Origin of the sequence: Nocardioides sp. CPCC 206347, assembly GCF_048654605.1 — a bacterium.
Taxonomy (GTDB): Bacteria; Actinomycetota; Actinomycetes; order Propionibacteriales; family Nocardioidaceae; genus Nocardioides.
On record NZ_JBMCYZ010000001.1, the window covers coordinates 1,145,844 to 1,165,167 of the forward strand.

General features: G+C 71.1%; 17 protein-coding genes. 4 read left to right on the top strand and 13 right to left on the bottom strand.

The window, feature by feature from the left end:
- The first annotated feature begins 13 nt into the window (after positions 1-13).
- Complete coding sequence (locus ACOACQ_RS05470) at positions 14-3,136, top strand: BTAD domain-containing putative transcriptional regulator (protein ID WP_378598125.1); 3,123 nt, start codon at positions 14-16, stop codon at positions 3,134-3,136.
- On the opposite strand, the gene ACOACQ_RS05475 is transcribed toward ACOACQ_RS05470, so the two are convergent.
- From ACOACQ_RS05475 to ACOACQ_RS05485, 3 genes are read right to left on the bottom strand one after another with little or no spacing between them, the layout of a single operon-like run.
- Entirely contained in the window at positions 3,123-3,884 is a 762-nt protein-coding gene (locus ACOACQ_RS05475; protein ID WP_378598123.1) for a class I SAM-dependent methyltransferase, read from the bottom strand. The genes ACOACQ_RS05470 and ACOACQ_RS05475 overlap by 14 nt on opposite strands.
- Positions 3,881-4,879 carry a phosphotransferase gene (locus ACOACQ_RS05480; RefSeq protein ID WP_378598121.1) on the bottom strand — a complete coding sequence of 333 codons (999 nt, stop codon included), beginning with the start codon at positions 4,877-4,879 and terminating at the stop codon, positions 3,881-3,883. Before ACOACQ_RS05480 ends, ACOACQ_RS05475 begins: the two co-directional genes overlap by 4 nt.
- Complete coding sequence (locus ACOACQ_RS05485) at positions 4,872-5,258, bottom strand: hypothetical protein (protein ID WP_378598119.1); 387 nt, start codon at positions 5,256-5,258, stop codon at positions 4,872-4,874. The genes ACOACQ_RS05480 and ACOACQ_RS05485 overlap by 8 nt, the downstream gene beginning before the upstream one ends.
- Positions 5,259-5,349: 91 nt before the next feature.
- Here ACOACQ_RS05485 and ACOACQ_RS05490 point away from each other — a divergent pair, with 91 nt between their 5' ends.
- Positions 5,350-6,366, top strand: a complete 1,017-nt coding sequence (locus ACOACQ_RS05490) for a DUF6910 family protein (RefSeq protein WP_378598117.1) — start codon at positions 5,350-5,352, stop codon at positions 6,364-6,366.
- On the opposite strand, the gene ACOACQ_RS05495 is transcribed toward ACOACQ_RS05490, so the two are convergent.
- From ACOACQ_RS05495 to ACOACQ_RS05505, 3 genes are all read right to left on the bottom strand, one after another.
- Entirely contained in the window at positions 6,342-7,796 is a 1,455-nt protein-coding gene (locus ACOACQ_RS05495) for an aldehyde dehydrogenase (RefSeq protein ID WP_420287784.1), read from the bottom strand. The two genes, ACOACQ_RS05490 and ACOACQ_RS05495, sit on opposite strands and share 25 nt — an antisense overlap.
- Positions 7,797-7,910: 114 nt before the next feature.
- Positions 7,911-9,080, bottom strand: a complete 1,170-nt coding sequence (locus ACOACQ_RS05500) for a hypothetical protein (RefSeq protein ID WP_420287785.1) — start codon at positions 9,078-9,080, stop codon at positions 7,911-7,913.
- Entirely contained in the window at positions 9,077-10,225 is a 1,149-nt protein-coding gene (locus tag ACOACQ_RS05505; RefSeq protein ID WP_420287786.1) for a phosphotransferase family protein, read from the bottom strand. Before ACOACQ_RS05505 ends, ACOACQ_RS05500 begins: the two co-directional genes overlap by 4 nt.
- 90 nt (positions 10,226-10,315) lie before the next feature.
- On the opposite strand from ACOACQ_RS05505, the gene ACOACQ_RS05510 reads away from it, so the two are divergent.
- The gene (locus ACOACQ_RS05510; RefSeq protein ID WP_420287787.1) at positions 10,316-10,921 is read left to right on the top strand and encodes a TetR-like C-terminal domain-containing protein; all 606 of its coding nucleotides are present in this window, start codon (positions 10,316-10,318) and stop codon (positions 10,919-10,921) included.
- On the opposite strand, the gene ACOACQ_RS05515 is transcribed toward ACOACQ_RS05510, so the two are convergent.
- From ACOACQ_RS05515 to guaB, 7 genes are all read right to left on the bottom strand, one after another.
- Positions 10,918-12,405 (bottom strand): MFS transporter, encoded by a 1,488-nt coding sequence (locus tag ACOACQ_RS05515; protein ID WP_420287788.1) that lies wholly within the window; start codon positions 12,403-12,405, stop codon positions 10,918-10,920. The two genes, ACOACQ_RS05510 and ACOACQ_RS05515, sit on opposite strands and share 4 nt — an antisense overlap.
- A gap of 19 nt (positions 12,406-12,424) precedes the next feature.
- Positions 12,425-13,531 carry a GuaB3 family IMP dehydrogenase-related protein gene (locus tag ACOACQ_RS05520; protein ID WP_420287789.1) on the bottom strand — a complete coding sequence of 369 codons (1,107 nt, stop codon included), beginning with the start codon at positions 13,529-13,531 and terminating at the stop codon, positions 12,425-12,427.
- Positions 13,532-13,540: 9 nt separating this feature from the next.
- Positions 13,541-14,458, bottom strand: coding sequence for a hypothetical protein (locus ACOACQ_RS05525; RefSeq protein ID WP_420287790.1), 918 nt, complete (start codon positions 14,456-14,458; stop codon positions 13,541-13,543).
- Positions 14,458-14,958, bottom strand: a complete 501-nt coding sequence (locus tag ACOACQ_RS05530; protein ID WP_420287791.1) for a hypothetical protein — start codon at positions 14,956-14,958, stop codon at positions 14,458-14,460. The genes ACOACQ_RS05525 and ACOACQ_RS05530 overlap by 1 nt, the downstream gene beginning before the upstream one ends.
- A complete protein-coding gene (locus ACOACQ_RS05535; RefSeq protein ID WP_420287792.1) occupies positions 14,955-15,860 on the bottom strand; it encodes a hypothetical protein in 906 nt (301 codons plus the stop codon). The genes ACOACQ_RS05530 and ACOACQ_RS05535 overlap by 4 nt, the downstream gene beginning before the upstream one ends.
- Positions 15,857-16,060 carry a hypothetical protein gene (locus tag ACOACQ_RS05540; RefSeq protein ID WP_378602674.1) on the bottom strand — a complete coding sequence of 68 codons (204 nt, stop codon included), beginning with the start codon at positions 16,058-16,060 and terminating at the stop codon, positions 15,857-15,859. Before ACOACQ_RS05540 ends, ACOACQ_RS05535 begins: the two co-directional genes overlap by 4 nt.
- Before the next feature lie 247 nt (positions 16,061-16,307).
- On the bottom strand, positions 16,308-17,810 hold the full coding sequence (gene guaB / locus ACOACQ_RS05545; protein ID WP_378602671.1) for an IMP dehydrogenase: 1,503 nt from the start codon (positions 17,808-17,810) through the stop codon (positions 16,308-16,310).
- 47 nt (positions 17,811-17,857) lie between these two features.
- On the opposite strand from guaB, the gene zwf reads away from it, so the two are divergent.
- A complete protein-coding gene (gene zwf / locus ACOACQ_RS05550) occupies positions 17,858-19,294 on the top strand; it encodes a glucose-6-phosphate dehydrogenase (RefSeq protein ID WP_420287793.1) in 1,437 nt (478 codons plus the stop codon).
- Positions 19,295-19,324 lie beyond the last annotated feature (30 nt).

Consider the following 19,324-nt stretch of genomic DNA (forward strand, 5'->3'; position numbering starts at 1 on the left):
TACGATGACGCGCGTGGGCGCGCTCTCCGTGCGAGTGCTCGGGGAACTCACGGTCGACGGAACCGATCTGACGCAGCTGGACAGGAAGACCCGGGGCCTGCTCCAGCTGCTCGCCCTGTCCCGCGGTCGCCCGGTTCCCGTCGATGCCCTCGTCGATGCCCTGTGGGGCGACCATCCGCCCGCGCGCCCCAGCGACCAGCTGGCGGTCCTGGCCAGCCGGCTCCGGCGCGCGCTGGGTCGTGAGCGGGTCGAGCGCACCGACGGCGGGTACCGCCTGTGCGCCGACAGCTTCGACCTCGCCGAGGTCGACGCCGTGGTCGGCGAGGTCGAACGGCGCCAGGCGGCCGGCGAGATCGCGGGAGCGGCCGCGGCGGCACGCGTGGGCCTCGCCCTGCTGCGCGGCCCCGTCCCCGAGGTGCGCGCGGAATCGGCCTGGGCCGCGGCCGAGACGGACGCCGCGAACCGCCTGGTGCAGCGCGCCCGACGCGTCGCCGCGACCGCCCTGCTCGACGCCGGTCAGTGGCGCGACGCGCTGGACATCGCCTCGGCCGACACGGGGACCGACCCCCTCGACGAACAGGCCTGGCGGACCGTGATGCGCGCGCAGACGGCCGGCGGCCGTCCGGCACTCGCGTTGTCGGCGTACGCCTCCCTGCGGGAGGTCCTGGCCGAGCAGGTCGGCGCCGACCCCTCCGAGGAGACGGAGGCGCTGCACCTTTCGATCCTGCGCGGCGAGGTCCCGGCCGCCACCGCGGTGTCCCTGACGCCGGCGCTCGTCGGTCGGGACAGCCAGGTCGCCCACCTCGACGCCCTCATCGGCCGGGCCCTGGCCGAACGGCTCCCCCGGGTCGCGCTGGTCGCCGGTGAGGCCGGGATCGGGAAGACCACCCTGCTCACCAACTGGGCCGCCGCCCGCAAGGACCTCGGCGACCGGGTCCTCACCGGCACGTGCGGGGCGCTCGACCGCGCGGCACCCCTGGACGTCGTACTGTCCGCGATCGGGCGGTACGTCCAGGAGTCGCCGGACCCTGCTGCACTGTTGGGCGAGGACGACGCCCTGCTCGCGGCGTTGCTCGGCACGACCGGCGAGAGCTCGCCCGCCATCGACCCGTCCCTGGGACCGTCGGTCGTCTATGCGGCGGTGTCCCGCGTCCTCGCCCGGATCGCGGGCGACCGGTGTGTGGTGGTGGTCATCGACGACGCGCACCTGGCGGGCCCGACGCTGGCGGACTGGCTGACCTACCTCCAGCGGCGGCCGGTGCCGTTGGTCGTGGTCCTCGGTGGCCGCCCGGACGAGGGCGGCCCGCTGCCGGCCACCGACTTCGTCAGCCTCGGCCCCCTCGATCGCGAGCACGTCGCGGCCATCGTCGGCAACGACCGCGCCGACGACCTCTACCTCCGCTCGGGCGGGCACCCCCTGTTCCTCGCCGAGCTGGCCGCGGTTGCGGCCGGCGAGCTGCCCGAGTCACTGGTGGCCGCGGTGACGGCCCGCTGTGACCAGCTCGGCCCGGCAGGCGACCTCGTCCGCACCGCCGCGATCCTCGGCGGCGACCTCGACATCGACCTGCTCGCGGGAGTCCTGGGCCGGGGCACCCTCGAGGTCCTCACCGACGCCGAGCGTGCGGTGCGACACGGCCTGCTCGTCGACAACGCCGGCCGCCTGCAGCTGCGCCACGACCTCGTCCGCGTCGCGCTGGTCTCGGGTACGACGTCCGGCCGGTCTGCGTTGCTCCACCGCGAGGCCGGACGGGCCCTCGCCCGACGGGCCGACGCCGATCCGTCGGCGGTGGCCGAGCACGCGCGACTCGGCGGTGACCGCCTGCTCGCCTCGGTGTCGTTGCGCGCGGCCGCTGCCCGGGCCGCCGAGCGGTTCGACCACGCGACCGCGGAGGAGCTCCTCGACGAGTCGTTCACCCTGGTGCCCGACGACCAGACCCGGTTGGAACGCGCCCGGGTGCGGATCCGCCGCGGGCGCTACCGGGCGGCCGAGGAGGACGCGCTCGCAGCGACGGAAGCGGGACCGGAGCGCTGGGAGGCAGCCGCCTGGGCGGCCTACTTCGACCGCCGCTTCGATGACGCGACGTCGTACGCGGACGACGGTGCGCTCGGCGCGGAGGACGACCGGACCCGCACCCGCTGCCTCGTCGCGTCGGGGCGGTTCCTGCACGCGCAGGGCGACCTGGCGCGCGCCAGCCGCAGGCTGGACACGGCGTTGCGGGACGCGACGGGCGAGGATCGGCTCGAGGCCGCCGCCTGGCTCGGGGTGCTGCACGCCCACCGGAGCAACGTCGACGAAGCTCTCGGCTTGCTGCGCCCGGTCACCCGGCCGGGTGTCAGCGTCACCCACACGCCGGCCTCTCTTCACGCCCTGCTGTTCACCGGTCACACGCTCGCGGTCGCCGGCCGTGGCGAGGAGGCGCTGGCCTGCTTCGCCGGCTACACGGCAGAAGTCGCGAGGCGCGACGTACCCCGGTTCGCCGGCCGCGGAGTGAACTTCGGCGGCTGGGTGCTGCGCAACCTCGGCGCGACGAGCGCAGGTGTCGACGCGCACGAGGAGGCAGTCGCCACCGTCGACGGCGTGGTGATCCCGGAGGTGCTGGTCGCGGCACTCGAGGACCTCGCCGATGCGCGGATCCGGGCCGGGGACCCCGACGGAGCGAGAGTGCTGCTCGACCAGGCGCGGGTCGCGCTGGTGGGCGACCTGGTCTTCGGCTGGCGGCTGCAGATGAAGCTGCACCTGCTCGACGCACAGGTCCTCCTGCTGGGTGGTTCTGCCGAGAAGGCCCTGGAGGTGGCGTCGACGCTCTCCACGTCGGCCGCGTCGGCGGGAGTGCCGCGCTACGTCTCGTGCGCCCGTCTCGTCGTGCACCGGGCGCGGGCGGCTCTCGGCGAACCGGTCGACCTCGACCACGCCTGGGCGGACCTCGCCGAGGTCGAGCGCTCGGTCGGCATCGAGGCCTGGTGGTGGGCCGGGCAGACCGGCGCCGAGCTCGGCCAGGAACGCTGGCTCGATCGCGCCGAGGAGCTCGTCGTCGGCCTGGCTGGTCGCAGCGGCGACCACGCGGACACCCTGCGCTCCGACGCCACCCGCCGGCTGGAGGCATGGCGCCACGAGGCGCTGTCTAGGTCGCGCTGAGCACCAGCATCGGTACGACGACCGCGGGCGCACCCACGAGCGCCGCCTCGGCCTCGGCCCGCACGCCGGCGACCTCCGCCGAGGAGAGCCCGGCGACGAAGGGCGCCGTGTGCGCCATGCCGAGTCGCCACGCGACCATGTCGGCCGGCGTCGCCAGGCCACCGTCGACGTCGACGCGCCCCACGCGGACCGACCGGTAGCCGGCCGCAGCGGCCAGGTCCGCCAGGCGGTCGGCGGCACCCACCCGCGCCTCGGCACCGTCCTTGAAGGCGACGTACCAGTCCGGCGGGCGATGGCCTCGCTGGGCAAGCGCGCCGTCCACCACGTCCTTCGCGGGGTGGGTCCACCCGACAGGGAAGGCGGACGCCACCAACGTCGCGGACACCCGACGCAGCTCGACCAGCGCCTGCGCGGGATCCGGTGCGTGGCCGAGGCTGAACGCCGCGACCGCCACGTCGAAGGTTCCGTCACGGAACGGCAACCGCAGCAGGTCGCCACCGACCGCGAGCGCCGGGGACCGCGGGAGCATCCGCGGTGCCAGGTCGACCGCGACCACCCGGGCCGCACCACGCGCGGCGGCCTGCTCCCCCGCGACCCCGGTCCCGGCGCCCGCATCGAGCACCGTCACCCCGGCCAACGGGAGTCGGGCGTCGTCGAGCATCGCGCCGGCGAGCCGCGCGTACAGCGCAGCCGGGCCGCTCCGCCAGGCGGCAGCGGAGAGGTCGTAGGCCGAGCCGATCGCGGTCACGCGAGGAACGCTGCTCCTTCGACGGCCCGCTGCTCCCACCAGACCAGCTCGTCGTCGTACCCGCTGAAGGCCTTCTCCCAGCCGAACTGGACCAGGGCGCCGAGCAGGCTCAGCGCGATCTGGGCGTCCCACCACGGCGCGGTGTCGACGCCGCGCCGTTCGAGGGCGGCGCGGTAGGTGTCGATGGCCTCCTCCTTGGTGACGGGCAGGCGACGGCAGTTGATGGCGAGGTACCACGCCAGGTCGGCCGTTGCTGCTCCCCGACCCGGCGTCTCCCAGTCGAGCAGCACAGTGCGGCCGTCGGCGTCGGTGCCGAGGTTGTCGAGCTTCCAGTTGCCGTGGACGAGCGTGCTGGGCGTCGCGGCGAGGGCGTCCACCAGCGGCGCCGGATCATGCACCAGCGGTACGACGATGGCCGCTGCCTTGGGCGCGACGGTCTCGAGCAGCGGCCAGCCCTGCGCCACCAGCCTGGGGACGAGGTGGTCGGAACCGAGCGCCGCTTCCGCAGCCGCCATCCGCGGCGACAGCTCCAGGTAGCGATCCGTCGGCGAGACCACGTCGATGTCGAGGTCGGTCTCCCAGAACTCCGCGTGGACGGCCGCCATGTGGTCGAGGAACCGGTCGTTCTGCTCCGTCGTGATCGGGTCGTCGACGGCCGGCACGAGCGTCTCCCCGACGTCGTGCATCAGCACGGCCGCCAGGGTCGGCCGTTCGCGATCGTGGGCGACCGCGACGATCGGCTGCACGATCTCGTCGGGCAGGGCGGCCAGGATGCCGCGTCGCCACAGGGCAACCGTCGAGCTGCCGGGGACTCCCGCTGCCCGCAGCGACCAGTCGCCGTCGTGGTCGAGGTACTTCACGACGTAGGACGCCCCGTCGATCGTGACCCGGTCCAGCACGGCGCCCGACTTGCCGGGCGCGTCCAGCGGAGTGCAGTCGGTGGCGCCGACGAGCAGGGCGTCGACGGAGTCGAGGACCGGGTGGAGGTCAGACATCTGCGGCCTCCATCTCGGCCAGCAACGACGCCGGCCAGCGGCCGCCGCACAGCACCACGTCGGCCACGATCTGGTCGTCGACGACGTCGAGCAGGTGGGCGTGGTGGGCGGCATGCGGGATCCCGCCCTCGGTCCACGACAACGTGTAGTCGACGACCTCACCCCTGCTCGTGGGCTCGCGGCGCAACTGCTCGAACGCACCCGGGTCGGCGAACCACCCGCGGTAGGTCTCACGGATCTGGTCCGCGCCGGTCCGGTGGAAGCGCCAGTTCGGCACCGTGGCGTCCAGGGTGGCGTCCGGCGACCAGGCGTCACACTCGTCGATCCGGCCGGAACGAACGGCCTCCAGGAAGCGGTCGACCGCTGATGGCTGGGACATGTTCGGCTCCTCGGCTCGTCTCATCCTGACAGGACCGAGCGTGCCGGGACAGCCTTGCAGTGACCTTGCAGCCCGGTGGTCGAGGTGCTCCATGCTCACCTGCCGGGGCTGCCTGGGTGGCCGTCGCGAGACCGCTGCCCAGGTCCTGCATGCCGCCCGGGTGCGCAAGACTCCCCCCGTGCAGGTCGAACTGGAGGACGTCACCCCGCTCCGCTTCCCCGACGGCTCGCCCGTCCGCGCGGCGTCCGCTGTCGCGCCCTTCGGCGCGGGGTTCCTCGTCGTCCAGGACGACGCGACGCACGCGGCCTGGTGCACGCCTGACGCCGTGACGGCCGTCCGGCTCCTCGAAGCCGTCGAGGGCCTCGACACCTTCGAGAAGCACGCGGGGACCAAGCACCTCAAGCCCGACCTCGAGGCGGCCTGTCCGGTCGAGGTCGACGGCGAGCAAGCGGTGCTGATGATGGGCTCCGGTTCGTCACCGGCGCGGATGCGCTGGGCGCTGGCCGTCCTGAGGGACGGCCGGCCCCACATCTCCGCCACGGACATGACGCCGCTCTACGCGAAGGTTGCCGAAGAACTCGATGTCGACGTCGCCGTCCTCAACCTGGAAGGCAGCTGCCTGGTGCGCGGTGCGCTGCGGTGGTTCCAGCGCGGCCTGCCGTCAGCTGGCATGCCGTCCGGGAGCGTCGACCTCGACGTCAACCAGGTCCTGGCCGCCCTGGCGGGCCAGCTGGATCCAGCCGCCATCGACATCACCCACGCCCGCACCTACGACCTCGGCGACGTCAACGGCATCGGCCTGGCCATCACCGACGCCGTCACCCTCCCCGACGGCAGCGTGCTGGTGAGCGCCGCGGCCGAGGACAGCCCCAACGTGATCGACGACGGCCCGGTCACGGGCAGCGCGTTGGCACTGCTCGTCGACGGCGTCGTGACAGATGTCCTACCCCTGCCGCTGGTCGACGGCGAGGTCGCCAAGGTCGAGGGCCTGATGGTGGTCGGCGACGACCCGACCCTGCTGCGCGCGGTCGTCGATGTAGACGATCCCGGAACCCCGTCACTCGCGCTGCTGTTGCGGGTCCGCTACATGGCCGGCGCAGACAGGTAGACCGACTTCATCTCGGTGTACTGCGCGAGCCCTTCCGGACCGAACTCCCGCCCCGTGCCCGAGGCCTTGTAGCCACCGAACGGCGCAGCGAAGTCCATCGTGTAGGTGTTGATCCCGTAGGTGCCGGTCCGCACCCCGCGGGCCACCTCGAGGCCGGCTTCGTGGTCCGCGGTCCACACCGTCCCGGCCAGTCCGTAGTCCGAGTCGTTGGCGATCCGGACGGCATCGGCCACGTCGTCGTACGCAATGACCGAGAGGACGGGGCCGAAGATCTCCTCCTGCGCGATCCGCATCTTGTTGTCGACGTTCGCGAAGACGGTCGGGCGGACGTACCAGCCCGTGTCGAGGCCCTCGGGACGGCCGTCGCCGCCGGTGAGGAGCCGGGCACCTTCGTCCTGGCCGATCCGGATGTACGACGCCACGCGCTCCTGCTGGCGCGCCGCAACCATCGGACCGATCTCGGTGGCGGGGTCCATCGGGTCGCCGACGACCATGCCGCCGATCGCGGCCGCGAGGGCATCGGCGAAGGCGTCGTGGCGGTCGCGGCTGACCAGCACGCGGGTCTGGGCGACGCACGCCTGGCCGGAGTTCATCACGCCGAGGAACTTCAGCCCCTCGATCGCGGTGGTCTCGTCCGCGTCGTCGAGGATGATCGCGGCCGACTTGCCGCCGAGCTCCAGCGAGACGCGCTTCAGCTGCTGGCCGCAGATCGCGCCGATCAGCCGGCCGGCCGCGGTGGATCCGGTGAACGCGACCTTGTCGACGCCCGGGTGGCTGACCAGGTGCTCTCCCACCTCGCGACCACCCGCGACGATGCTGACGACACCCTCGGGCACACCGGCCTCGATCAGCATCTCGGCCAGCAGGTAGCAGTCGAGCGGCGTCTCGGGCGCGGGCTTCACGACGACGGTGCAGCCGGTGAGCAGCGCCGGGATCAGCTTGGACAGCACGGTGAACTGGGGGACGTTCCACGGCGGGATCGCGGCGACGACACCGACCGGTTCGTGGCGCACGAGGACGTCGGCACCCAGCACGCCGGGGCGCGTCGACTCCCACGGGAACTCCCGCGCGATCGCGAGGAACGCCTCGATCTGCATCCACGGGGCCGGTGCCTGGGCGAGGCTGCTGAACGAGATGGGCGAGCCCATCTCGGTACTGATCACGCTCGCCATCTCGTCGAGTCGTGCGGCGTACAGGCCCGAGAGGTTCTGGATGATCGCGATCCGCTCCTCCGGCGCCATCCGCGGCCACGGGCCCTCGTCGAAGGCCCGCCGGGCAGCGGCCACGGCGGCATCGATGTCCGCCGTCGAGCCCTCCGGCACCCGCGCCACGACCTCCTCCGAGTGCGGCGAGACCACCTCCAGCACGGCATCCGTCGCGGGCTTGGTCCACGCACCACCGATGAAGAGTGCGTCGCGGTCGAGGGTCATGGGGTCTCCTTGGTTGCACGAAGTGTGGGAAATGGGGGCACGAAGTGTGGGAGATCGGGGTGCGAGATGTGGCAACTAGTCACACTTCGCACCCCCATTTCCCACACTTCGTGATCACGCAAGGTCGAACCAGTCAGCGAAGCCGCTGGGATCGTGGCGGCCGAGGGCACCGTGCTCGAAGAGCCCCCACCCCTCGGCACCACCGGGTACGTCGACTCCGGCGCCGTGGGCGACGGCATGGCCGACGTGGTCGATCACCCCGAACATCACCCGTCCGGCGACGGCCGGGTCGTTCATGTCGTAGGTGAGGCGCTCGGTGAAGCCGGCGCCCTTCCAGACGCCGTGCGTCCAGTCGGAGTCACCGCCGTACCCACCGCCGACGTGGATGGGCACGGGCAGCTTCGAGGTGACTTCGAGGACGAGGCCCTCCCCCGAGGGAGTGGTGCAGTGGATGGTGGCGCCGGTCGGGACACGCGTGCCGGCCGCGTACCGGATCTCGACGCGGGGCCAGCCGAGCTGCTCGACCCGACCGTCCTTCCACACTCGGGTGCAGTCGTTCAGCGTGCGGAACCCGTCGGGCGTCTCCTGGATGATGATCACGACGCAGAAGTCCTCGAACCGCATCGGGACGTAGAGCCACCACATCCCCTCGAAGGCCGGGTCCGCAGGCTTGCCGCCGGGGGCCGCTTCGCCCACCGGACGGATGCCCCACGACCGGTCGCGGCTGCCGACCCAGCGGTCGGGCGTCACCGCGATGTCGGAGCCGTCGACGTTGATCGTTCCCTCCCAGGTGCCGACCTGCGCGAACCGCTGCGCGTCAAGGATGGTGTTCGACCCCTGGCGCATCACGTGGGGCAGTTCCTGTACGACGTCGAAGGAGCCCTCCCACGTCAGGTCGAGCGCGATGCCCTCGGTCTCCTCGAGCACGACGCGCAGCTTCCGCAGCGGCTCGATCACCTCGATCCGGTAGTCCCCGACCTGCTGCTGCATCCGGTCGGCGCCGCGCGGGTCGGCCGCGTCGCTGAGGTGCACGGCCGTCTGCTCCCGGCGCCCGTCGACGTCCCGGCTGAGCAGGACGAACGCGTCCTTGGTGCCGAGGTTCGGGTAGAAGCCGAGCCCGGTGATCAGGAACAGGTCCCCCGTGCGGTCGTGGGCGTTGAGGTAGCAGCGGTCGTAGAAGTTGCGGTCGCTGCTGCCCGCCCAGGCGACGGGACGCGGCAGCTGGTGGATCGGGTACTCGTCGAGCGGACCGAGGCCGACGTACTCGCCGTGCGCACTGCTCATGCGCCGACCTCTTCCAGGAGCGCCTCGAACAGAGGCCGGTGGTGGAAGACCGCTTCGGGGTCCTCGGGCCGTTCGATCTCGCCGAAGTGGATCTGGCGGGCGCTGGTGCGCAGGAACACGCAGCCCCACAGCACCGCGGCGTGGATCTGGTGCCAGGTCAGGTCGCCGACCTCGACGCCACTGGCCACCGTGTACGCCGACGCGACGTCCTCGGCGCGCAGGAAGTCGGGCATGCCGGGCACCCCCAGCATCCGGGCGATCTCGTCGAAGACCCGGTGCGCGAAGACCATCCACGCCAGGTCCATCTCTCGCGGGCCGACCGTGGCCATCTCCCAGTCCAGCACGGCCACCGGGGCGAAGTCGTCGTACATGACGTTGCCGATGCGGGCATCGCCCCACACGAGCACCGGCTCGCCCTCGTCGGACGGCAGGTTCGTCTCGAGCCACGCGAGTCCGCGCTCGATGAGCGGCGAGCGCACGCTGTCCGCGTCGGCAGAGAGCGCGTAGTCGTACCAGGACCGCGTGCGGGCGAGGTTGCGGGCGAGCGGCGTCGCCCCCTGGTGGCCGGCAACGGCCGGGTCCAGGAAGGCGAAGGTCGTGGCCGCATCCGGGATGGCGTGCAGCTTCGCGAGCACCTCGACGCTGGACTGCTGGAGATGCTGCTGCTGCTGGGGCGTCGCGTCGAAGAGCCAGTTGTCACCGAACGTGTACGGCAGGACGTCCGGCGGTACGACGCCCTCGACCCGGTCCATCAGGAAGAACGGCGTGCCGAGGACGTCGCCGGTCGGCTCGAACCAGCGCACGGCCGGGACCGGGACGTCGGTGAGCTCGGCGGCGAGCCGCATGGCGTCGTACTGGTCACCGAGGCGGTACTCCGCGAACACCGGCAGGTCCTCCGGGGCGGGCGCGACGCGGGCGACGTAGGCGCCCGTGACCCGCTCCCCGCCCTCCGTCACCGTGACATCGAGCAGGACGGTCTCGCTGGACATGCCGTTGCTGTCGACGCCGGCGAGCAGGGTCACCGTCGGGTCGGACCCCGAGGGCAGCACCGTGGTCAACCAGGCTTCGAGCTGGTCGTGGACTGCGGACTGGTCGCGGCTCGAGCGCTGCAACGTCATCTCGGCAGGCAACTCTGACTGCGACATGGGGGCCTCCTGGATTCAGCCTGTTAGAACGTGTTCTAGTTGTCAACGGAGGATTACGGTACCTTCGGTGTCGTAATAGGGGAAGAGGCCATGGGGAACGACATCGACGAGGTGGTCCGCGGCGCTGGGCGCCCGCGGGATCCGCGCATCGAACAGGCACTGCTGGCCGCCGTACGCGACCTGCTGACCGAGGGCGGTTACGCCGCGGTGACCGTCGCGGCGGTCGCCGAGAGAGCCGGTACGACGAAGGCGGCGCTGTATCGCCGGTGGCCGGCGCTCCCCCACCTGATCCACGAGGCCGCGTTCCCCGACGAGCTCGCCCAGGACCTGGTCCTGGGCAACGACCTCGCCTCCGACATCGTCGGCGTCGTCCGCGGAACACGGGACACGTTGTGCTCACCGATCGGCGCCGCGGCACTCCCCGGACTGCTCGCCGAGGTCGGCACCTGGCCGGACCTCCACGCAGCGATGATGCGGCGGTTCTCCGGGGTGTTCGCGGCCCTCGAGCAGCGACTGCAGAAGGCCGTCGCCGACGGCGACGCCCACTCCGAGGCGCGCGCGGACGACGTCCTGCGCCTGGCGATCGGAGCCGTGCTCGCCGGCCTGTTGCTCACACCGGACGAGCTCGACGACGCGTGGGTCGACCGGATCTCCGCGACGCTGACCCGCGGCCTGCGCCCTGACCCCGTTGGCTAGTCGTGCTCGATCGGGTGCAGCTGCGGCGCGGTGACGCCGCAGTGCGCGCACTCCTCGATCGCGAGCCGATCCGCGGCCAGCGGCCGCCGGATGAACAACGCCGACAGGACCGCGCCGGCCAGCAGCAGTGCGGCATTGATGGTCATCGCATGCCCGTACCCCGCGTCGAAGGCGACCGGGTCGGCGTAGTCCACGCCGCCGATCCCCACGGCGACCGGGATCGCGGCGACCGCGATCAACCCAGCAGTGCGCGCGACCGCGTTGTTGACCCCCGATGCGACACCGGCATGACGGCTCTCGGCCGCGTCGAGCACCGTCGCGGTCAGCGGCGCCACGAGCAGGGTGAGTCCGGCACCGAACAGCACGACCGGCGGCAGCACGTCGACGAAGTACGACGACCCGGCATCGATGCGACCCATCCAGAGCACGCCGGCGGCCGCCAGGAGCGGGCCGATCGTCATCGGCAGCTGCGGCCCGATCCGCTGCGCCAGGGCACCCGATCGTGCCGAGAACAGCAGCATTACGACCGTGACCGGCAGGATCGCCGAGCCCGACTTGATCGGCGACCACTCCGTCACGACCTGCAGCTGCAGCACCAGGAAGACGAACACGACGCCCAGGGCGGCGTACACCATGAAGGTGACGACGTTGGCAGCGCTGAACTGGGCGCTGCGGAAGAGGTCGAGGGGCACGAGCGGGTGCGTCGACCGGGCCTCGACCGCCACGAACGCAGCCAGACAGGCCAGGCCGGCGCCGCAGGCTCCCATCACGGACCCGTTGAAACCGACGTCGCCGGCCCGGGTCAGCCCGAAGGTGATCGCACCGAGGCCGACAGCGGCGAGCACCGTGCCGGCGACGTCGAGCCGGTCCGCGGCGTTCGGGTCACGGCTCTCGGGCACGTGGCGCAGCGTGACCAGGACGACCAGCAACGCCACCGGCACGTTCACCAGGAAGACCAGGCGCCAGTGCAGCTCGACGAGCCAGCCACCGACCAGCGGTCCGATGGCAGCCGCGATCCCGCCGAGACCTGACCACGCGCCGACGGCGGCCGCACGGGAGTCGCGATGGAACGACGCCGCGATGATCGCCAGGCTGCCCGGGGTCAGCAGCGCACCACCGACACCCTGCAGGCCACGGGCCGCGATCAGGGTCTCGATGTTCGGCGCCAGGCCGCACAGCACCGAGGCGAGGGCGAACCACACGACCCCGACGAGGAAGACCCTCCGTCGACCGAACCGGTCGCCGAGCGAGCCGCCGAGCAGGATCAGTGCCGCGAGGGTCAACGTGTAGGCGTTGATCGTCCACTGCAGGCCGGAGAATCCCGCCTCGAGGTCCTCCCCGATCCGGCCGAGCGCGACGTTGACGACCGTCGCGTCGAGCATGGCCAGTCCCGACCCGAGGACGGTGGCCAGCAGGACCCATCGACCCGCAGCCGTGCCCATCGCCAGTGTCCCGGGCTCCTCCCGGGCGCTGTCGACGCTCACGCGACTGCGACGATCGACATCAGGTGGCGACGACCTCCACCCGCTGGAACTCCTTGAGCTCCGTGTAGCCGGTGGTGGCCATCGAACGCTTGAGGGCACCGATGAGGTTCATCGTCCCGTCGGCGACGCGGGACGGGCCGAAGAGGATCTCCTCGATCGTGCCGACCTGCTCGAGCTGGACGCGCTGGCCGCGCGGGAGGTCGGCGTGGTGCGCCTCGGCACCCCAGTGGAAGCCGCGACCCGGCGCATCGGTGGCGCGCGCGAACGGCGAGCCCACCATCACGGCGTCCGCGCCACAGGCGATTGCCTTCGACAGGTCGCCGGAGGTGCCGATCGAACCGTCGGCGATCACGTGGACGTAGCGGCCGCCCGACTCGTCGAGGTAGTCACGGCGCGCGGCCGCGACATCGGCCACGGCGCTGGCCATGGGCACGGCGACACCGAGGACGGTGCGCGTCGTGTGGGCGGCACCGCCACCGAAGCCGACGAGCACGCCCGCAGCACCGGTGCGCATCAGGTGCAGCGCCGCCTGGTGGGTGGCGCAGCCGCCGACGATGACCGGGACGTCGAGCTCGTAGATGAACTCCTTGAGGTTCAACGGCTCGGCCTGGCTGGAGACGTGCTCGGCAGAGACCGTGGTGCCGCGGATGACGAAGAGGTCCACGCCGGCGTCCGTGACGACCTTGGCGAACTCCTTGGTGCGCTGCGGCGACAGCGAACCGGCGACCGTCACACCGGCGTCGCGCATCTCGCGCAACCGGGCGGTGATCAGCTCGGGCTTGATCGGCTCGGTGTAGATCGCCTGCAGGCGACGCGTTGCCTCCTCGCCCTGCAACCCGGCGACCTCTTCGAGCAACGGCTCGGGGTCGTCGTACCGGGTCCAGAGGCCCTCGAGGTTGAGCACGCCGAGGCCGCCGTGGCGACCGAAGGCGATCGCCGTCGACGGCGACATCACCGAGTCCATCGGGGCGGCGATGATCGGCAGCGTGAAGGGGTACGCGTCGATCTGCCAGTCGATGCTGACTTCCTCCGGGTCGCGGGTGCGCCGCGACGGCACGATGGCGATGTCGTCGAAGGAATAGGCACGGCGCGCGCGCTTCGCGCGGCCGATCTCGATGTCAGTCACTGGGGCAGCCTATCGGCCACGGAACGGCAGGTCCGCCTCCAGGGCGACGGCCTCACCCTTACGGGCGCCTTCGGTGATCTCGAAGCCGAGGCTGGCCTGCCAGACGTGGTCTCCGCCCGACGGCACCTGCGCGACCAGGACACCGCCGACCGAGCCCGTGCCCGAGTCGCCGCGCTCGAGAGCGACAGCCGGTGCCTTCCCGTCGAGCGTCGACCGGTCCTGGACGAAGACCGTCTCGAGACGCTGGGTGGCGTCGAGGATGCGCTCCAGCCGGAGGCGAGGCTGGACGACGGCATAGACCGACCCTTCGTCAGCCCAACCGGAATCGGGGGCATGGGGCAGCACCCATGCCGTCGTACGGCATTCGAGGAGCAGGTCCTCGCGCTTCCACACCGTTGCACCACAGGGGACGTCGATGCCGTCGGCGGCCGGGTCGTAGTACGCCGCCGCGGCGCCGTACTCGCTCTCTCCGCCGGTCGAGACCGTCTGCGCGACGCCGTCGTAGGTCACGCGCAGCTCGACGTCCTCACCGTTTCCGGGTACGACGACCCAGGCGGCCGCGTCGGCACCGGACTCGTCGTCGATCGTCACCAGGTCGATGGACCCCTCGTCGGTGACGACCTCCACCTCGGACTCCGCGGTGAAGCCTGCAAACGGGCCGGCGGGCTGCCTGGTCACCTTCCAGCCGATCGGGACGATGGCGCCGTTCCCCGGTGCGTCGACGCCGTCGACCTCGTCGACTGGCGATCCGACGGTGAACACGATCTCGGCGCTCGGGACCCGAACCGTGAGGTCGTCACCCTCCACGCCGGCGGGCCGCTCGTCCAGCACCCGACCGGTGTCACTGCTGCTCTGACAGGCAGTGAGCCCCACGGCGACGACGACGGCGCCGGCGGCGAGGGCGACCGTGTTCCTGACCGATGCCATCAGTGCGTGAGCTCCTTCATGCCTGCGAACTGGGCCTGGACCGCGCTGGTGCAGGCAGCGCCCAGGTTGCTCTCAAGGGTGTGACGATCGCCGGAGGCCCAGAGGCCGCCATCCATCGACACCGTGATGTGCTGCAGTCCGATCGCACTGACCGTCACCGTCCCGTCGGCCGAGGATCCCTCGATGTGGAGCTCCTCCGACTTCCGGCGCTTCTCGTCGGCGTGCGGCCGGCGGCCTCGCTCTGCCTGCCCGAACGGGAGGCCGGAAACGTCACGCAGCATCGAGCGGTAGGCCCGGAAGCGATCGGCGACAGCGAGGCGCAGCGCGGCCGTGACCTGGGTGCGCAGCTGGTCGAGTGACGCCCGGTTGAAGTAGCCGTCGTCAATACGCACCTCGATGACCTGGTCAGCGCGGTTCTGGACGATCACCGATCCGTTGGGCGATTCGGTGACGACAACGGTCTCGTCCCACCGTTCGCGGAACTCGTTGGTGTCGCTCATCCCGGGAAGCTCCCCAGTCCGTCATAGCCATGAACGTTCTTGCGCGGCACACTGCCCAACGCGGGGGCCGGCTTGCAGAACTCCGACCAGGCTCCGTTGATGATGTTGATGTTCTTGTCCAGGTCCTTGGCGATCTTCTCCTCGGCCTCGCGCGTGTGCGTCTTGATGTCCTTGAGGGCGTCCTTGACATCGTCGATGCAACAACGCGGACAGCACGAGCTGATCTTGGGCTCCGGCTTGGAAGCTGCGTCGTAGACCTGCATTCCAGTGCTGGCGACACCGAGACCAGCACCGGCGACCGCGACCAGCGAGAGTGACGTGCCCGCAGTCGGGATGGCAGCAGCGATGCCAACGACGGCCGTCGCGACACTGAGCGCGATCGTCACGTCGTCACCATTGCACTCGGTGACCGCCTTCATCGCCTTCGTCGCTGCGTTCGACAGGTCATCGAGGTCCTTCAGGACTCCGGTCCACACGGCGGCCTCGGCATTGAGCAGGATGCGCAGGGCGACCGTCGCGGCGAACTGGTTGGAGACACCGGTCTTCCAGCCGTCAGTCCAGATGTTGAACTGGTCCGCGCCCTTGCCCGTCCAGTCGTCGACCTCGTCGCCCGCGGAGATGGTCAGGTCGAGCACGCTGCTCGCCACCCCGGTCGACCCGTCGGTCTGGCCCGTGCTGTAGCCGCCTGTTGCGAGCTTCTCCATCGTGGTCAGCAGTCCGTCGGTGTACGTGCCGAAGTTGTCGGGCGAGGGCAGCGACGCGAAGTCGTCGTAGATGCCGAGGATCTCGTCCGACGGGATGTCGTACTGGTCGCAGTCCTCGCCATGATCCTCCAGGGCGTCCTTCTGTGCCGCCAGGAGCTCGCTGGCCCGGCCCGGAAGGTCATATTCGCTGAACGTCACGAGTCCACCCGCTGCTTCTCCCGCACATAGGCATCGCGTGCCGCCTGGTCCGTCAGCTCGTAGTCCTCGGCAGCCCAGACCAGCGCCTGGGCACAGGTGTCGATGGCGTCGCGAGAGTCGTCGACGGCCTTCTTGATCAGGCTCTGCAGCGCGTCGAACTTCGCACTCGGGTCCTCGCCCAGGCCCGGGGTCCGTGACATCAGCCAACTGTGGCTGTCGGTGAGCGGACGACTCGCCTCCCCGAGGACTCCGGAAACCTTGGGGAGAAGCACTGCTCCCGCACGCCACACACGTCCGACTTCAACTCCGAAGCCTTCGCCACTTCCACTCGGCATGCCTGTCCCTCTCGTTCGTCGACCGGTGGTCAGTCCTACCCCGTACGGAATGACCTTCAAACCCGGCGGCGAAACGCTCAGGACGGCCGAAGGGGAGGGAGATCCGAGAGGCTCAGCTCCGGTGGTAGTTCGGCGCCTCGATCGTCATCTCGACGTCGTGGGGGTGGCTCTCCTTGAGGGAGGCGGAGGTGATCCGGATGAACCGGCCCTTCTCCTGGAGCTCGGGAACGGTGCGCGCGCCGACGTAGAACATCGACTGCGAGAGGCCACCGATCAGCTGGTGGGCGACACCGGAGACCGGGCCCTTGTAGGCGACCTGGCCCTCGACGCCCTCGGGGACGATCTTGTCGTCGCTGGTGACCTCGGCCTGGAAGTACCGGTCCTTCGAGTACGACTTCTTGCCGCGCGAGGACATCGCACCGAGCGAACCCATGCCGCGGTACGCCTTGTACTGCTTGCCCAGGTGGAAGACGACGTCGCCGGGCGACTCCTCGCAACCGGCGAGCATGGAGCCGATCATCACGGACTCGGCACCGGCCACGATCGCCTTCGCGATGTCGCCGGACTGCTGCAGGCCACCGTCGGCGATCACCGGGACGCCGGCCGGGTGGGCGGCCAGAGCGGCCTCGTAGACCGCGGTGACCTGCGGGACACCACAGCCGGTGACCACGCGCGTCGTACAGATCGAGCCCGGGCCGAAGCCGACCTTGACCGCGTCCGCGCCGGCGTCGACGAACGCCTGGGCGCCCTCGCGGGTCGCGACGTTGCCGCCGATGACCTGGACGTGCCGGGTGGCCGGGTCGGTCTTGAGACGACGGACCATGTCGAGCAGCAGGGTGACGTGGCCGTGCGCCGTGTCGGCAACGAGTACGTCGACGCCCGCATCGATCAGGCTGGTGGCCCGCTCCCACGCGTCGCCGAAGTAGCCGATGGCCGCGCCGACGAGGAGGCGGCCGCTGGCGTCCTTGGACGCGAGGGGGAACTGCTCGGACTTCACGAAGTCCTTGACCGTGATCAGGCCGCCGAGGCGACCCTGCTCGTCGACGAGGGGAAGGCGCTCGCGCTTGTGCTGGCGCAGCAGCAGGGTGGCGTCGTCACGGCTGATGCCGACCGGGCCGGTGATCAGCGGCATCGGCGTCATCACTTCGTCGACCTTGGTGGTCGCCCACTCCGCAACGGGCGTGAAGCGCAGGTCGCGGTTGGTGCAGATGCCGAGCAGGCGGTTGTCGGTGTCGACGACCGGGAGGCCGGAGACGCGGTACTCGCCACAGATCCGGTCGAGGTCCTCGAGCGTCGCGTCGGGCCCGATCGTGACCGGGTTGGAGATGATCCCGGTCTGGGTCCGCTTCACGAGGTCGACCTGGTAGGCCTGCTCCTCGGCGGAGAGGTTGCGGTGCAGGATGCCGATGCCGCCCTGGCGGGCCATGGCGATCGCCATCCGCGACTCGGTCACGGTGTCCATGGCGGCGCTGATGAGCGGCGCCTTGATCATGATGTCGCGCGTCAGGCGCGTACTCGTGTCGATGTCGTCCGGCGCGAGGTCGGAATGACCCGGCAGCAGCAGCACGTCGTCGTAGGTGAGACCAAGGGCTGCGAACTTGTCGGGGACCTCCACTCCCACATTCTAGGGGCAGGGCTTGACTGATCCGACACTCTGGGGGTGTGACCTCTGACCTGCCCCCGCACGTCCTGGTGTTGTTCGGCGCCACGGGTGATCTCGCGAGCCGCAAACTGTTCCCCGGTCTCTACCGGCTCGCCGCCGCCGGGCGACTCCCCACGCACTTCGCGGTGATCGGCAGTGGACGCCGCTCCCCCGGCACCGACGAGGAGTTCCGCGGACACGTCCGGGCCGCGCTCGCCGAGTTCGTCGGCGAGGTCGACGAGGCGATCGCCGAGCCCCTGCTCGACCGGATCCGCTTCGTCGCGTCGACCGCCGATGACGGCACCGAGCTGGCGCGCGCCGTGGAGACTGCCGAGGACCGGCTCCTGGAGGACGCGCAGTGCCTGCTGGGCGACGTACGACGCCTGTTCTACCTCTCGGTGCCGCCGGGCGCCGTCAAGGGAATGGTCGGGATGCTCGATCGCGAGGATCTCGTCAGCCGCTCGCGCCTGGTGGCCGAGAAGCCGTTCGGCACCGACCTCGCGACGGCCCGCGACCTCCAGGCGGTGCTGGGTTCGGCCTTCGCCGATGACCAGGTCTTCCGCATCGACCACTTCCTCGGGAAGGAAGCGGTGCAGAACATCCTCGCGCTGCGCTTCGCGAACGGGTTGTTCGAGCCCGCGTGGAACCGGCACACGATCGAGTCGGTCCAGATCGACGTACCCGAGAAGCTGACCGTCGAGGGCCGCGGGAGCTTCTACGAGGGCACCGGGTGCCTGCGCGACATGGTGACCACCCACCTCACCCAGCTCCTCGGCTTCGTCGCACTGGAGGACCCGCATGCCTTCCGTGCCTCGGCGATCCGGGCCGCCAAGGCAGCCACCTTCTCGGCACTGCGCCCGATCGACCCCGAGCGCGTCGTCTTCGGCCAGTACGACGGCTACCGCGACGAGCCCGACGTCGCCGACGACTCCACCGTCGAGACCTTCGTCGCCGCCGAGCTCTGGATCGACAACGACCGCTGGCGTGACGTCCCGTTCTACCTGCGCACCGGCAAGGCACTGGCCGACGGCCGGCGCACGATCACGGTCCGGTTCCGCGACCCGCGACACCGCTGGCTCAAGCCCGCCCACGGCGGCACGCCGGAGCCGAACGAGCTGGTCATCGAGCTCGCGGACCAGCCGCGGATCGCGATCGACGTGCGTGCCAAGCGACCGGGCCCGGACATGGCGCTGGTGGAGGGCGTGTTCCGCCTCGACCTCGTCTGCGACGTCCCCGACGCCGACCCGCTGGAGGCCTACGAGCGGTTGCTGCTCGACGTGATGCGCGGTGACCGGACGCTGTTCATCAGCTCCGAGGAGGTCGACCGGCTCTGGGAGATCTTCCAGCCGGTGCTCGACCGGCGGCCGCCGACCGAGACCTACGAGCCCGGCTCGTGGGGACCGGCGACGGCACTGGCGCTCCCCATCGGCGGCTGGCGCCTCGGTAACCACGCCTAGCGCCAGAATCGCTGTTCTCTGCGAGAATCG

Excerpts from the sequence above, each read along its gene's own strand:
- ACOACQ_RS05480 (WP_378598121.1), bottom strand. The coding sequence starts at position 4,879 with ATGTCTGACCTCCACCCGGTCCTCGACTCCGTCGACGCCCTGCTCGTC.
- ACOACQ_RS05485 (WP_378598119.1), bottom strand. The coding sequence starts at position 5,258 with ATGTCCCAGCCATCAGCGGTCGACCGCTTCCTGGAGGCCGTTCGTTCC.
- ACOACQ_RS05490 (WP_378598117.1), top strand. The coding sequence starts at position 5,350 with ATGCTCACCTGCCGGGGCTGCCTGGGTGGCCGTCGCGAGACCGCTGCC.
- ACOACQ_RS05495 (WP_420287784.1), bottom strand. The coding sequence starts at position 7,796 with ATGACCCTCGACCGCGACGCACTCTTCATCGGTGGTGCGTGGACCAAG.
- ACOACQ_RS05500 (WP_420287785.1), bottom strand. The coding sequence starts at position 9,080 with ATGAGCAGTGCGCACGGCGAGTACGTCGGCCTCGGTCCGCTCGACGAG.
- ACOACQ_RS05505 (WP_420287786.1), bottom strand. The coding sequence starts at position 10,225 with ATGTCGCAGTCAGAGTTGCCTGCCGAGATGACGTTGCAGCGCTCGAGC.
- ACOACQ_RS05510 (WP_420287787.1), top strand. The coding sequence starts at position 10,316 with ATGGGGAACGACATCGACGAGGTGGTCCGCGGCGCTGGGCGCCCGCGG.
- ACOACQ_RS05525 (WP_420287790.1), bottom strand. The coding sequence starts at position 14,458 with ATGGCATCGGTCAGGAACACGGTCGCCCTCGCCGCCGGCGCCGTCGTC.
- ACOACQ_RS05530 (WP_420287791.1), bottom strand. The coding sequence starts at position 14,958 with ATGAGCGACACCAACGAGTTCCGCGAACGGTGGGACGAGACCGTTGTC.
- ACOACQ_RS05540 (WP_378602674.1), bottom strand. The coding sequence starts at position 16,060 with ATGTCACGGACCCCGGGCCTGGGCGAGGACCCGAGTGCGAAGTTCGAC.